Annotated in this window: 12 protein-coding genes and 1 riboswitch; of the genes, 5 read left to right on the top strand and 7 right to left on the bottom strand. The window is 47.2% G+C overall.

The window, feature by feature from the left end:
- On the bottom strand, positions 1–200 hold a 200-nt coding region (locus FCL48_RS25295), incomplete at its 3' end, for a hypothetical protein (RefSeq protein WP_205747811.1).
- Positions 201–491: 291 nt separating this feature from the next.
- Positions 492–1,088, bottom strand: coding sequence for a 3'-5' exonuclease (locus FCL48_RS23510; RefSeq protein ID WP_136876324.1), 597 nt, complete (start codon positions 1,086–1,088; stop codon positions 492–494).
- Positions 1,089–1,291: 203 nt separating this feature from the next.
- A riboswitch (cyclic di-GMP riboswitch) is annotated at positions 1,292–1,365 on the top strand.
- Positions 1,366–1,494: 129 nt separating this feature from the next.
- On the opposite strand from FCL48_RS23510, the gene FCL48_RS23505 reads away from it, so the two are divergent.
- Positions 1,495–2,130: a GAF domain-containing protein gene (locus tag FCL48_RS23505; protein ID WP_136876322.1), complete on the top strand. Its 636-nt coding sequence runs from the start codon at positions 1,495–1,497 to the stop codon at positions 2,128–2,130.
- A 157-nt stretch (positions 2,131–2,287) separates the two neighbouring features.
- Here the strand turns inward: FCL48_RS23505 and FCL48_RS23500 are convergent, their stop codons facing one another.
- On the bottom strand, positions 2,288–2,479 hold the full coding sequence (locus FCL48_RS23500; RefSeq protein WP_136876320.1) for a hypothetical protein: 192 nt from the start codon (positions 2,477–2,479) through the stop codon (positions 2,288–2,290).
- A gap of 231 nt (positions 2,480–2,710) precedes the next feature.
- Here FCL48_RS23500 and FCL48_RS23495 point away from each other — a divergent pair, with 231 nt between their 5' ends.
- Complete coding sequence (locus FCL48_RS23495; protein WP_136876318.1) at positions 2,711–4,354, top strand: fatty acid--CoA ligase; 1,644 nt, start codon at positions 2,711–2,713, stop codon at positions 4,352–4,354.
- 77 nt (positions 4,355–4,431) lie between these two features.
- Here the strand turns inward: FCL48_RS23495 and FCL48_RS23490 are convergent, their stop codons facing one another.
- From FCL48_RS23490 to FCL48_RS23475, 4 genes are all read right to left on the bottom strand, one after another.
- Entirely contained in the window at positions 4,432–4,929 is a 498-nt protein-coding gene (locus FCL48_RS23490; protein ID WP_136876316.1) for a rubrerythrin family protein, read from the bottom strand.
- Between the two features lie 245 nt (positions 4,930–5,174).
- Complete coding sequence (locus FCL48_RS23485; protein WP_136876315.1) at positions 5,175–6,413, bottom strand: aminotransferase class I/II-fold pyridoxal phosphate-dependent enzyme; 1,239 nt, start codon at positions 6,411–6,413, stop codon at positions 5,175–5,177.
- Positions 6,414–6,579: 166 nt separating this feature from the next.
- On the bottom strand, positions 6,580–7,494 hold the full coding sequence (locus FCL48_RS23480) for a TIGR01212 family radical SAM protein (protein WP_136876313.1): 915 nt from the start codon (positions 7,492–7,494) through the stop codon (positions 6,580–6,582).
- Between the two features lie 21 nt (positions 7,495–7,515).
- Entirely contained in the window at positions 7,516–7,893 is a 378-nt protein-coding gene (locus FCL48_RS23475; protein ID WP_136876311.1) for a hypothetical protein, read from the bottom strand.
- Positions 7,894–8,182: 289 nt separating this feature from the next.
- Here FCL48_RS23475 and FCL48_RS23470 point away from each other — a divergent pair, with 289 nt between their 5' ends.
- Genes FCL48_RS23470 through FCL48_RS23460 form a run of 3 tightly spaced genes read left to right on the top strand, consistent with a single transcriptional unit; the run spans position 8,183 to position 13,040 of the window.
- Positions 8,183–9,118 carry an ABC transporter ATP-binding protein gene (locus tag FCL48_RS23470; protein ID WP_136876309.1) on the top strand — a complete coding sequence of 312 codons (936 nt, stop codon included), beginning with the start codon at positions 8,183–8,185 and terminating at the stop codon, positions 9,116–9,118.
- Positions 9,111–12,029, top strand: coding sequence for a Gldg family protein (locus FCL48_RS23465; protein ID WP_136876307.1), 2,919 nt, complete (start codon positions 9,111–9,113; stop codon positions 12,027–12,029). The genes FCL48_RS23470 and FCL48_RS23465 overlap by 8 nt, the downstream gene beginning before the upstream one ends.
- A gap of 3 nt (positions 12,030–12,032) precedes the next feature.
- Entirely contained in the window at positions 12,033–13,040 is a 1,008-nt protein-coding gene (locus tag FCL48_RS23460) for a DUF4340 domain-containing protein (RefSeq protein WP_136876305.1), read from the top strand.
- Positions 13,041–13,265 lie beyond the last annotated feature (225 nt).

The following is a 13,265-nucleotide window of genomic DNA, read 5'->3' as shown; positions in this document are numbered from 1 at the left end:
GCGTAAATGAAGGGACAGGTGCGTCTTATATTCGACAATTTCGCTCGGTTTTGTCCTTTAATGCTACCCAGAACGACAAATATATGTTTCAGGGGCTCATTTTTCAAAATATGTGTCGTCCAAAAAACAATTTTTACGCGATTTTTTGATTGTTGGCCTCCAATTGCCACTTGGTGAGAAATACGGGCTAGTACAAGCACTTTTTCACTATATGAACACCTACTAAAAATTAAAGAAAAAATTTAAGTACAGACAGGGATTATGGGCAGAAAAGGACGTGGTGGGTAGGGGTTAAACAGATCCTTCAACAATCCAAACATCCACAAGCTACACTGCTCACTGCTCACTGCAACGACATTGTCCTGCAGATGCCAACAAAACAGCCGCATTTTTTGTTGTGATATGGTGAACCGCTTGTAACAATCAGGACTGCACCGCCACATACGGCCCTGACAATACTGGATTCACCATGAAAGTACTAAAGCTGAGCGTTAAGGGAGAACGTAGTCTCCTCGCTTATACAGCTCATAGACGATTTCGGCCTCATGCTTTGCATCGTCGAGTGCCCTGTGGCTTTCAATATAGCCGGTATCGCCAAACAGAAAATCCCAGGCCTCTTCGACCTTTGGCCATTTGGGCGTATTCTTGCCTGGATTTGGAGGGAGGTTTACCACCGGAGTTGCCGCAATCATTGGGCAGGGAAGCTGTTTAAAGCTAAAAGACCTTGAGCGTAAAAAGGGCAGATCAAACGCTGCATTATATGCGGTAAGGCCTGTGGGGTATTTATCAAATACCGACTGAATCTCCTTAAAGAGATCTGAAAGCAATGGTGCTCTGCTCACTTCTTCATAACTGAGGGAGGAATTTTCAAAAATCCATCCATAGGGAGGCTTTGCATGGGCAGTATTCAAACCCGGTTCCCTGATCAGGCTGTCAAACTCCTCTTTGATCGTACCCGAGTTCAAGTTTAGACTCACTATTCCTATTTCGACGATTAAACCTTTCTGGTTTAAAAACCCTGTGGTTTCTATATCAACTATTGCTATGGTTGGTTTTGGTTCGGGGAACAGACTGTATTGCATTGCCATAATATCAAACACGCTCACTTTTTAAAATTAAAGGATATGATCTTCATCAGTTACATAATGAACTGTGGTTTATAATAATCATAATCTTCCTTCTCCGTATACATTTCTTCATTTTTTCTTTGCCTGACAAAACACAGAGCTACGCTGTCGTATTGACAAGGCCATCGCCATTTCGATACAATAGAAGGTATAAGAGTTTACCAATGAGACAAAGCCAAACCCGTAGTGAAACGGGGACGGAAAGCCACGGATCTCTCGAGAAAGCCGGGCTACCTCAAGAAGAGGTGGCACGGCTTTTTTTATGAGTACCCACCAAGATCTGTAGTGTGTCCCACCCCTTTTAGAATCAATACCTTGTCGTGTAACCTTACAGCACCACAGTTGATTCAACCAGGAGGAGAATACCATGCGAGATCAATTGAACTATGACGTGTTTCTAAAGGTCGTTGATACTATTTCTCACTCAAAAGAACCGGAAGAAATTGCTCTCATGACCGTTGAAGGCATCAAAACCGCCCTCGAGATTAAAGGGTGCGCGCTTTTTTTACTCGATCCTCACTCTAAGGAACTTAAAGTTGCCGCCTCCAATGGGCTCAGTGATGAATACCTGAACAAGGGGCCCCTCAGCGCCATGCGCTCCATTGCCGAGTCCCTGGCTGATGGCCCTGTCGCTATCTACGACACCAAGGACGACCCTCGCCTGCAATATCCTGAGGCCGCTCAAAAAGAAGGGATTGCCTCAATCCTTTCCGTACCGATCCGGGTAAACAGAAAAATCATCGGGGCCCTCCGTGTCTACACGGCAGAACCCTGGGAGGCTAGCCTCGCTGATGTCAACTTTGTCAACGCACTCGCCCAGATAGCAGGAATGTCCATACGTCTTGCCAGACACACCAAAGGGCTTCTGACCAGCATAGAATTGTTAAAAGACATGCAGGAGCCGCACGGGCCAACAACGAAAAGAAGGACTCCTTTTGAGGGCGTACCGGTAAGCTTTTCAACGGATGAACTCAGTCATCCCTACCCGCTTGCCGAAAATTAACGGGTAATGCTCAGAAAAGAAAAACTTTAAAGGACTCGGGGCCAAAAACTACCTTTACCTCGCCCGAGTCCTTTCTCCAAACGCTTGATGCACCTTCAATCAATCCCGGCAACTCATGTTGCAGTATTAAATATACCAGCGCAACGGCACCTGAAAATCAAGAATGACAGGCACATTTCGAAGTGCAATGTCCACCCTCAGCACCACGAATATCATTTTGATGTTTGGCGATGGAAATTATAGTCTTAGCGACCTTGAGCACATCTTCGGCCGTTGCATCTTTTGAAATTTTTTCAGCTTCTTCAACTATAGCCTTAAACGCATTAGAAATTTTATCGGTTGCAAGCATATTTTCTATCCTTTTTATAAATAACAGTTGAAACAACAATTGTAAGACCAATAGCCACACAGAATACATAATCCTCTTTAGACCGATTGCCATTTTTTTTAGCTTTCCCCAAACCGGACTGTCAGAAAAATATTACAATTTCAGAAAAATATTACAATTCTCCCCATTTTATGTTTTTTATAGGAAAACAGAATCAACACCGAATGAAAAACTTTTCCCCGGAGAGAATATATGAGCGACAACCTCATAGTACGGACCCAATCAGCCTACTCCTATCCCCTCATTATAAAAAACATGTTTCTGGCCCCTATCGTTGACAATCCTGATCAGGAAATCGTCTACCGGGACTCTTTACGCTTTACCTATCGTGAGTTTAAAAAACGGGTCAGGCAGCTGGCGAATGCCCTCACCACAATGGGGGTGAAGCCTGGTGACACTGTGGCCATCATGGATTGGGACAGTCACAGATATCTCGAGTGTTTTTATGCAGTACCCATGCTCGGCGCAGTGCTGCACACGGTAAACGTCAGGCTCTCTCCAGAGCAGATCATCTATACCATTGACCACGCAGAAGACGATTTTCTTCTGGTAAACAGTGACTTCTTACCCATCCTGGATCAGATCAAAGGACGGATTAATACCGTCAAAGAATTTATCCTGCTCAATGATACTCCGGAAGACCCTCAACCAGAGACGGCTCTTCCTATTATCGGAGAGTATGAGGCTCTGCTCGCTGACGCCTCTGCTGAATTCGATTTTGCCGATTTTGATGAGAATACAAGGGCTACAACCTTTTACACTACCGGCACCACAGGACTCCCCAAGGGTGTTTATTTCAGTCATCGACAGCTTGTTTTGCATACCCTTGGCACCATTGCATCGCTGGCAACGTCCCATGAGCAGGGACGATTTCACCAAAAAGACGTCTACATGCCGATCACCCCGATGTTTCATGTCCATGCCTGGGGATTTCCCTATATTGCAACCACAGTCGGCGTCAAACAGGTCTATCCTGGCAAATATGTACCTACTGTGCTGCTGGGACTGCTCGAAAAAGAGAAGGTGACCTTTTCCCACTGCGTCCCCACCATCATGAATATGCTGATGGCATGCCCTGAATATGAAACCATTGACCTCACCGGTTGGAAGGTGGTCATAGGTGGAGCTTCCCTGCCAAAAAAAATGTGCCAGGCTGCAAAGGTAAAGGGCATTGACCTTTTTGCGGGTTATGGCATGTCGGAAACCTGCCCGGTCCTCACCATAGCCCATGTCGGCACCAGAGACTTAACTGAAGAAGAAGATACCAACATTCGCTGCACAACCGGCCGTTCTCTACCTCTTACTCAGATCAGGGTTGTCGATGAGAATATGAAAGATGTCCCAGCGGACGGTGAAAGTGTTGGTGAGATTGTGGTTCGTTCTCCCTGGTTGACCCAAGGTTACTGGAAAGACAGCCGCAATTCTGAAAATCTCTGGAAAGGAGGCTACCTGCACACCGGCGATGTGGCAACCCTTGACCAATATAACTATGTCAATATTACCGACAGGATGAAAGATGTTATTAAAGTGGGTGGAGAGTGGCTCTCATCCCTTGAGCTTGAAGATATCATCAACCTCCATCCACGGGTGGCAGAGGTGGCCGTCATAGGCATGAATGATGAGAAGTGGGGAGAAAAGCCTCTGGCCCTCATTGTTCTCGACGGCGCAGAAGAGGCCCCTAAAGAAAAGGAGATCGTCAATCACGTTCGAGCTTTCATTGATAAAGGCCTCATGACCAAACTCGCCCTGCTAATGAAGGTGCAGTACGTAACCGAGATCGATAAAACCAGTGTGGGAAAGATAGACAAAAAAGTCCTTCGAAAAAAACACCTGTAACAATCTCATAGAGCAAAAAAGGCAGCAGTGGAAAAACCCACTGCTGCCTTTTACCGTTAGATTAAAGAAGGCGGGAATCAGTCCACCTGGACAAATACCTTGCCAAGAGCGCCGCAGACCGGGCACTTCTCAGGAGTTGAACCGACCTCAATGTAACCACAGATCGGGCAGAGGTAAAACTCACTGACATCCATATCAACGCCGCTTTTCACTGCTTCAAGGGCTTTTTTATAGATAATTGCGTGAACCTCTTCAGCATCGACTGCAAACTTGAACATGGTCTTTGCCTTGTGGCCATCTTTTTGTGCCAGGTCCAGCATAGGTGGGTACATCTCTTCAAACTCATACGTCTCACCATCTATTGCTGACTGCAGATTTTCAGCGGTAGAGGCGATCATCTCCAGCGCCTTCAGATGCCCCTCGGCATGAATTCGCTCAGCTTCAGCGGTGGTACGAAACAGCTTTGCAATGTTGGAAAAACCCTCTTTTTCAGCTTTTTTTGCAAAAGCACGGTATTTCTGATTTGCCTGACTTTCTCCTGCAAATGCATCCTTGAGGTTGTCTGTTGTACTCATCTTAGGTTCTCCTTTTTGGTTTGATAGGTAAGAGACGAACAAGAGAACAGCTCATTGTTCATCGTAATGTGCCATACTTCTTGATGACATCAGTTTTTCTGTCTTTTTATATACACCTATCTTCCAAATCAGACAATTGGCATCCAGCAATAAATGGTGAAACAGAAAAGCAAGAAAGGACCAGGTACCTCTCTCTGATCCTTTCTTGTCAATGACTAGAAACCACAGCAGAACAACATGCAGGGCTACATGTCCGGATCAAGTCTAAAAGTCCCAGCGGCGACTTCTTCGTCAATATCATGTAACGCCCGTTTCATCTGTTTGAGCGCCTGGCCGACCCTGTGCTCATTTTCCACCAGGGCAAGACGCAGATACTCATCCCCTTCCACACCAAAGCCTGCACCAGGTGCCAGAGCAACGTTTGCCCGGTTCATCATTTCAATGGAGAATTTAATGGAGCCCATCTTGACATAGGGCTCTGGAATTTTGGCCCAGAGAAACATTCCTGACTTTGGAGGTTCAACATCCCAGCCCATTTTAGTCAGTCCATCGCAGAGAAAATCCCGACGCTTTTGATAGACCTCGACCTGTTCGGTGATATTCTCGTCACAATCACGCATGGCCACAATGCCCGCCACCTGAATGGCCGAAAAGATACCATAGTCGTAATAGCCTTTTATTTTGGACAAACCACCGATCATCTGGGTATTGCCGACACAGTAACCAAGCCGCCAGCCAGCCATATTATAGGATTTAGAGAAAGAGCCAAACTCGACACCAACATCCATTGCGCCAGGGACTTCGAGCAGACTCGGGGCAACGAGGCCGTCAAAGGTTATCTTGGAATAGGCAAAATCGTTGATCACCATAAAATTGTATTTCTTGGCAAGCTTCACCACCTCGGCAAAAAACTCCTTAGAGACCAGAGTTCCGGTGGGGTTGTGAGGGAAGTTAAGCATGAGAAGCTTTGGCCCGGGGTAGAGCGACTTGCACATTCCTACAATCTGGGCAAGGAAGGTCTCTTCTGTGCTGAGCGGGATGCGCAGGACATTTGCCCCGGCAATGACTGCGGCATAGACATGGATGGGAAATGCAGGTGCCGGTGTCAATATCGTATCCCCCGGTCCAAGAAGAGCCAGACAAAGATGCGAGATGCCTTCTTTAGAGCCGATGGTACAGATTACATCGTCTTCTCCTGTCAGATCTACGTCGTAGTTGCGTTTATAGTAGAGAGCAATCTCCCGCTTGAGATTTTTCATTCCACCCGCGACAGGATAACGATGAATTTTGGGGTCCGAGGCAACTTCACAGAGTTTTTCTGTGACAGGACCAGGCGTTGGATCAATCGGATTGCCCATTCCAAGATCAATTACATCATCCCCTCTCCAGCGTTTTTCCATTTTCATCTTGTTGATCATACCAAAAAGATATGGAGGCAGCTGATTCATGCGCTCGGCAAATCGTATTTCAAATTTTTCTTCCATGTTAATCCTTTTCACTCTTCTATAGGGACTGTTGTTTTCAAGCCCAGTCAGAATATCATCTCTTCATTAACATTGCCATGTGGAGATCCTTCTTCCAAGGCAGTTAATCTAATTTTCCCCTCCAGCGTCCTCATCTGGAGGGCCATTTCATTTCACGTTCAAGGTCTTACAGGGATTCAGCCAGGGCTTTTCCCTGCCAGAGCCCCTGCTGATTCATCATTTCACTCAACTTTTTACTCAGTTCACTCGCCAGCACATTCCATTTGGGAGCCACGAGAAGATCGGGATGGGAAGTCGCCCACAACCGGTGCAATGTTACAGTTTCAGGAATAATAACGATAACCTCTAGCAGAAAACTGAGATAAGAGTCCAGTGAAAAAAGCTCTACCCCACCGGCCAGATACAATTTTTCCAGCGGGGTTTCTTGAATGACCTGCAGGTGATGGAGTTTAAGCGCATCAATCCCCAGAGCACATACCGTCCTGACTGATTCCAGCATATCGCTTCTCCTCTCCCCCGGGATTCCAAAGATCAGATGGGCACCGACCTCAAAACATCCGTACTGTTGGATACGTGTCACCGCCTTGGCAAAGTCAGCATAACTATGGTTTCTGTTTAGCAGCTGCAGTCCCTGCTCGTGTACAGTCTGTACCCCAAGCTCAAACAGACAGTCCTTGCCGGAAGCCTTTATCAGCTCTGACAGAGGAGCAAGCAACTCTGCAGCCACGGCATCAGGCCTGGTCGAGAGTATCAAACCAACACAGCTGTCATCGTGCAGAAGGAGAGACGCGAGCCGAAGAAGCTCATCGACAGGCGCAGCTGTACAGGTCTCCTGCTGGAAGTAGGCAAAGTACTTTTTAAAACGCCCCCGCAACATCGCCTCTTTTGCCTTTTCAACCTGGATTATAACAGCATCAGTACTCTCCAAATAAAGAGGGGTAAAGCTGGCTGGCCTGCAGAAGATACAGCCCCCTTTACTGCGATTAGGACAAATACGCCCGATATCAACAGGAACCTTGCCAACCGCCTGACCATATCGGGCGCGACAAACAGAACTGAAGGTACGCATAAGCTGGTTCATCTATGCTCCCTTCAGGATGCATCAGTCATGCACATAGAGTTCGTCAACCTCATCCCACTCATCCACATCACCCCCACGCAGTTTCAGGAGTTTTGTATAATAATATATCAGGACTGTAATATACTGAATTCGTAAGTCTTCACACTTACGGCTGTCATCTGGTGCCAGTGCACAGGCTTCTGCATCGGGCAGACCGAGTATTCGGTCAATTTCATCCAGCAGGTCGTCGTTGCGCAATCGTATAAACAGCTTTACCGGGGTTACCACCGGAGGGGTGAAATTCAGCCCCTCAAGCCTCAGGGCAACCTCCTCGACATGATCATCACTGGTGTCATCTACCAGTTCAGCAACTTGATTTTTCAGGTTCGCCACCTGTTGTTCAAATGTTTCTGCGCTCATAAATATCCTCCTCTCAATTGGGTTGATTTTTTTGTGCCATCTCTATCTGTTACAGTAAACAGCTTGTCACAAAAAAACCCGTGATAATTGAATGTCGTCGACAGCTTGCAACTCTTTTTTCCCATCACCCCTCCCAGGTAGAGATATCCGTTATATACCCCGAAAAACCTGACAAACAAAACAACATTACACTCTTGTAATATTTCGGCAAGATTTCCGTAATGTTCATTTGATATTTTGAGCCTGTCGTAAGGCTATTGATTTATTAATACATTGCAGGAGAATACAGATGATACGAATCAGTAACCTGAGTCGTCATTACAATGGTTTCAAGGCGGTTGATGACGTCTCTTTCCACATCCAAAAAGGTGAAGTGGTCGGTCTGCTCGGACATAATGGTGCAGGAAAAACCACAATCATGAAAATGATCACCGGCTTTCTTGAACCGACCTCAGGAAGTATTGAGGTTGACGGGCTCTGCATTGGTGCAGATACCATAAAGATTCAGGAGAAAATAGGATATTTGCCGGAAAATTGTCCTGTGTGGCCGGAAATGGTGGTACTCGATTATCTGCAGTACCAGGCCAGCTTACATGGTATCCCGGAAGATTTGCAAAAAGAAGCCATTGCCCGTGCCGTCCGGCGTACTGCCCTGCAGCAAAAGGCAACAGCAACCATTCAGACATTATCACGAGGCTATCGACAACGGGTTGGGGTAGCCCAGGCAATTCTCCACGATCCAGCGATCCTCGTCCTGGACGAACCAACCAATGGCCTTGATCCCACTCAGATCCTTCAGATGCGCAGTCTGATCCGGGATCTCGCCAAAAATGCGACCATCATCGTTTCCACCCATATTCTTCAGGAAGTCCAGGCGGTTTGTGATCGTGTGCTCATCATGCGCAGTGGAAAAATGGTGGTGGATTCGAAACTGAAAGATCTTCAATCAAACCAGAGAATACTCCTTTGCGTCAACAATGAAAAGGCAGACACCTATCTGAGTAAGATCAAGGAAGTACGTCACCTGGAATCCCTTGGAGTGCAAAACGGACACTATCATTTTTCACTGGTTGCAGTTCCGGAGAGCGCTCCGATTATTGCCGAGGCAGTGCAGCAGGCAGGAGACAGATTGTACACCCTGCAGCCGGAGGTCAAAACTTTGGAAAAACTATTTACAGAGGTAAACAGTATCTCAGCAGATCAGAGGGAGGTCGTCAATGGCTAAGCTAATGACAGTTTCTCGTAAGGAATTTAACAGCTTTTTCGCATCACCTGCAGCCTGGCTGTTTTTGGGTATGTTTTTGATTGTAAACCTTTTTGTGGTTTTCTGGGGGGAGACATTCTTTGCCCGCAATATTGCTGATCTAAAACCATTATTCTCCTGGATGCCATTGTTGCTCATTTTCCTGGTAGCGGCACTGACCATGCGCAGCTGGGCAGAAGAGAGACGCGCGGGTACTCTGGAGAGTCTGCTGACCTGCCCGATCAACCCAATCACTCTCATAGTGGGTAAGTTTTTTGCGAGCCTGAGCCTGGTCGCCCTGGCTCTGCTGCTCACCACCCCCCTCGCTCTGACGGTGGCCCTGCTTGGACCTCTCGACTGGGGACCGGTTCTTGGGGGGTACCTGGCAAGCCTTTTTCTCGCCGCAGCCTATATCGCGATTGGTCTCTACATGAGTGGACGAACCGATAATCCGATCGTTTCACTGATACTTACCGTGATCGTGGCTGGGGCCTTTTATGTATTAGGTTCAAGTACTATCACCACCTTCTTTGGTCACAGGATTGGAGGAATCCTTGAACTCTTTGGCAGTGGTTCACGGTTTGACTCCATTACACGTGGCGTGTTTGATATCCGGGATATCTATTATTACCTCTCCATTGTCGGTATTTTTCTGACACTGAACATTTTCTCCATGGAACGCTTGCGCTGGGCCGGCAATGTTAACCAGCCCAGCCATAAACAGTGGGGCTGGCTGACGGGACTTGCCATCTTGAATTTTCTTCTGGCAAATGTCTGGCTCAGTACTGTCGGCTGGGCGCGTATAGATTTGACTCAGGACAATATCTATTCACTTTCGCCAGCAACCAAACAACTTATGCAGCAACTGCAGGAGCCGCTCCTTATCCGCGGCTATTTTTCTGAAAAAAGCCATCCCCTGCTTGAGCCTCTCGTTCCACAGATCAAAGACCTGCTTGAGGAATATCAGGTTGCCGGAGCCGATAAGGTACGCGTTGAATTTGTAGACCCTCATACGAGTCAGGCACTGGAAGAGGAGGCTGCTGAAAAATACGGCATCCATCCGGTTCCCTTCCGCATGGCCAGTCGTTATCAATCCGGGGTTGTGAACTCCTATTTCAATATTGTCGTGGCATATGGAGACCAGTATGAAAGTCTTTCTTTTGAAGATCTTATTGAACTTAAAGCCCAGACAAATGGCGAACCGGAAGTATTACTCAAAAACCCTGAGTATGCCATCAGCCAGGCTTTAAAAAAGGTTGCCAACACCTATCAGGCTGGAGGAGATATCTTCGCAAATCTGGACAGCCCTCTCAGTTTCACCGCTTATATTTCCCCGGAACAACAACTTCCTGAAGCCCTGGTAGAGCTCAGCCACGAACTGAAAAAAGTTCTTACAGAGTTTCAACAGTCCTCAGAAGGCAAATTTGCCTTTCAATTTGTCGATCCGGATGCTGACGGTGGTGCGGTAGCGCAACAGCTGGCAAAAGATTATGGGTTTGGCCCTCAGATTGCCAACATCTTTGATCCAAAACCTTTCTGGTTTTATATGCTCATAAAAAGCAAGGGTGAGGTCGTTTCAGTCCCGCTTCCCAGCGAACTGAATTCCATGGAGTTAAAAAGCTCGATTCAGGCAGCAGTGCAACGCATGACTCCAGGATATCTGAAAACCGTAGCCGTCGTTACACCTCCCGCGCCACAAGACAATCCCTATATGGCACAGATGGGTATGATGCCCGAGACAGGGAATACCTACAGGTTGCTATTGGAGCAACTTGCCGAAAATGTGCGCATAAAAGAGACAGATCTGCAAAACGGACAGGTTTCCCCCGACACCGACATGTTACTGCTACTTGCTCCGGACAGTTTAAATAACAGACAGCTCTTTGCAGTAGACCAGTTTTTGATGCAGGGAGGAACGGTATTGGTGACGACCTCTCCTTTTGATGTGGAAATCAGCAATAGCCTAGAAGCAAACAGACATCAATCCGGCCTTAAAGACTGGCTGGCACATAACGGTCTGACAATAGAAGAAAAGATGGTCCTTGACCCGCAAAATGCCTCACTCCCCGTACCTGTGCGCCGCAATCTTGGACCAATTTCCGTTAACGAAATTCAAATGATGCCCTATCCTCATTTTCCCGATATACGCAATACGGGTTTGAGTGACCAAAGCCCCATGACAGCCTCACTGGGACAACTAACACTGAACTGGGCCTCACCCATAGAGGTGGACACAGACAAAAACAAAACCCGGGAGGTCGTCCAACTCCTGCATTCCTCCTCAAAAAGCTGGCTGTCAGATTCTCTTAATGTATTGCCGGATTATGTCAAAAACCCCGATTCCGGATTCAAACAGGAGGGGACACCACAGTCCTATCTGATGGCCCTTGCCATAACGGGCCGATTTGACTCCTGGTTTAAAGGCAAACAATCACCACTTCTTGAGGAGCAGGCGCAAGACAGCGCACCTGCAGACGATAGCACAGGGAATAGCGGTAAAGAGGAAAACAAGCAAAAAGAGAAGACTGTAGTCGGCTCTATCATCGACCATTCCTCCGATTCTGCCCGAATTATTCTTATTGCTAGCAACACCTTTGCCAGTGATTCGGTCATCAACCTGGCCTCCCAGGGGCTGGGAAGTCTTTATACAGGCCCTTTTGAGTTTATCCAGAATGGTGTTGACTGGTCACTTGGCGACGAGAGTTTAATGACAATACGAAGCAGGGCCCAGTTCGCCAGAACCCTTGTCCCCATGGAACACCGAACACAGCTTTTCTGGGAATACCTGAACTATGCTCTGGCCATGTTCGGCCTGATACTCGTCTGGTTATGGCGCAGGATGGGGCAACGGCGGAAACAGGCTTATTATCAAGAAATTCTGGCGGAGGTATAAGCAATGAAATATTCAATCCGTATCCTTGCTGTTCTGGCCGTCTTACAGACACTACTGATCGCCTTTCTTTTAAAGGGAGGAACAGAGCTGGAAAGTCACGCCCAGGGCAAAGCACTGCTGAAATTCAATACAACAGAGGTTGACACCATCATCCTCAAACAACAGGAAATGAACCTTCAACTTGTAAAAAGAAACAGCCAGTGGCAACTTGCAGATGGATTTCCCGCCGACCAGCAAAAAGTTGACCAACTGCTGACAAAGCTCAGCAGTCTGCAATATAGCCTTCCGGTGGCGACATCCTCCCAGGCACTGAAACGTTTTAAGGTCGCAGCAGATGATTACACCTGCTACCTGCAGTTGAAAAATGGTACGAAGTCTCTCGCAGAACTGTATCTTGGCACAGGTGCCGGAGCCAGACAGTCACATGTGCGAACAGCGGAACAGCAATCGGTTTATACTGCAGCCATAGGCAGTTATGAAATACCTGCCAACCTCGACAACTGGCAGGATAAAACAATACTCCAGCTCCAAAGCAATCTGATAACTTCTTTTGGATTTAATGGAGTTCAAATCCATCGCGATCTCCCTGAAGACAACAAGACTGACAAGGCCCCTTGGCAGGCAGAAAAACTCCCTGAGGGAACAGCTCTTGACCAGCAGGCCGCAGATGATTGTGCTGCGGCGCTTGCTTTACTGACCATCGACAAAGTTGCAGGAAAAGACGAATTGCCTGAATACGGAATGAAGGAGCCCGCACTGACGGTTGAACTCAGCTATAGCGGTGGAGAGCGGAAATATACCTTTGGCCGCATGGCAAATGGGGATGATATTATCGTCAAAGTGTCTGATAGAGATGAATTTTTCCAGCTCCCATCTTTTTCAGGAAAACAGCTTCTGGATCATTTTGACAAAGAGAAACTCTTCCCGGCGGCAACTGCCTCAACAGAATCCACAGAGGGAGGAGACGGGATAACCGATCAATCACAGGAACAGAATTCAGGTAAAAATTAGTGTCTCGGCCCCGCCTGAAGAATTCAGGTATATGACAGGCTGGCATCAAAAACAGTTCAAGGCATAGTGGACACGCCTTGCCAAAAAAAGAGGGCGGAGGCTTCTATTATTTTTAAAGCCATCTCCCTCTTTGAGGTTTGAGAGTAAACAGTCATTTGAATGTTCTGCCTGCCCGCGCGGCTACCTTCCCTTCTGCTGGCCGCTGGTTATTTATTTTTTAATAAC

The sequence above is a fragment of the Desulforhopalus sp. IMCC35007 genome, assembly GCF_005116575.1.
Classification (GTDB): domain Bacteria; phylum Desulfobacterota; class Desulfobulbia; order Desulfobulbales; family Desulfocapsaceae; genus Desulforhopalus_A.
The sequence above is the reverse complement of the archived record's forward strand: the minus strand, read 5'-3'. Positions and strand labels throughout refer to the sequence as shown.

Bases quoted from the DNA above. Each gene is read 5' to 3' on its own strand.
- FCL48_RS23460 (WP_136876305.1), top strand. From the start codon at position 12,033: ATGAAATATTCAATCCGTATCCTTGCTGTTCTGGCCGTCTTACAGACA.
- FCL48_RS23510 (WP_136876324.1), bottom strand. From the start codon at position 1,088: ATGGCAATGCAATACAGTCTGTTCCCCGAACCAAAACCAACCATAGCA.
- FCL48_RS23490 (WP_136876316.1), bottom strand. From the start codon at position 4,929: ATGAGTACAACAGACAACCTCAAGGATGCATTTGCAGGAGAAAGTCAG.
- FCL48_RS23485 (WP_136876315.1), bottom strand. From the start codon at position 6,413: ATGGAAGAAAAATTTGAAATACGATTTGCCGAGCGCATGAATCAGCTG.
- FCL48_RS23495 (WP_136876318.1), top strand. From the start codon at position 2,711: ATGAGCGACAACCTCATAGTACGGACCCAATCAGCCTACTCCTATCCC.
- FCL48_RS23465 (WP_136876307.1), top strand. From the start codon at position 9,111: ATGGCTAAGCTAATGACAGTTTCTCGTAAGGAATTTAACAGCTTTTTC.
- FCL48_RS23475 (WP_136876311.1), bottom strand. From the start codon at position 7,893: ATGAGCGCAGAAACATTTGAACAACAGGTGGCGAACCTGAAAAATCAA.
- FCL48_RS23470 (WP_136876309.1), top strand. From the start codon at position 8,183: ATGATACGAATCAGTAACCTGAGTCGTCATTACAATGGTTTCAAGGCG.
- FCL48_RS23480 (WP_136876313.1), bottom strand. From the start codon at position 7,494: ATGAACCAGCTTATGCGTACCTTCAGTTCTGTTTGTCGCGCCCGATAT.
- FCL48_RS23500 (WP_136876320.1), bottom strand. From the start codon at position 2,479: ATGCTTGCAACCGATAAAATTTCTAATGCGTTTAAGGCTATAGTTGAA.
- FCL48_RS23505 (WP_136876322.1), top strand. From the start codon at position 1,495: ATGCGAGATCAATTGAACTATGACGTGTTTCTAAAGGTCGTTGATACT.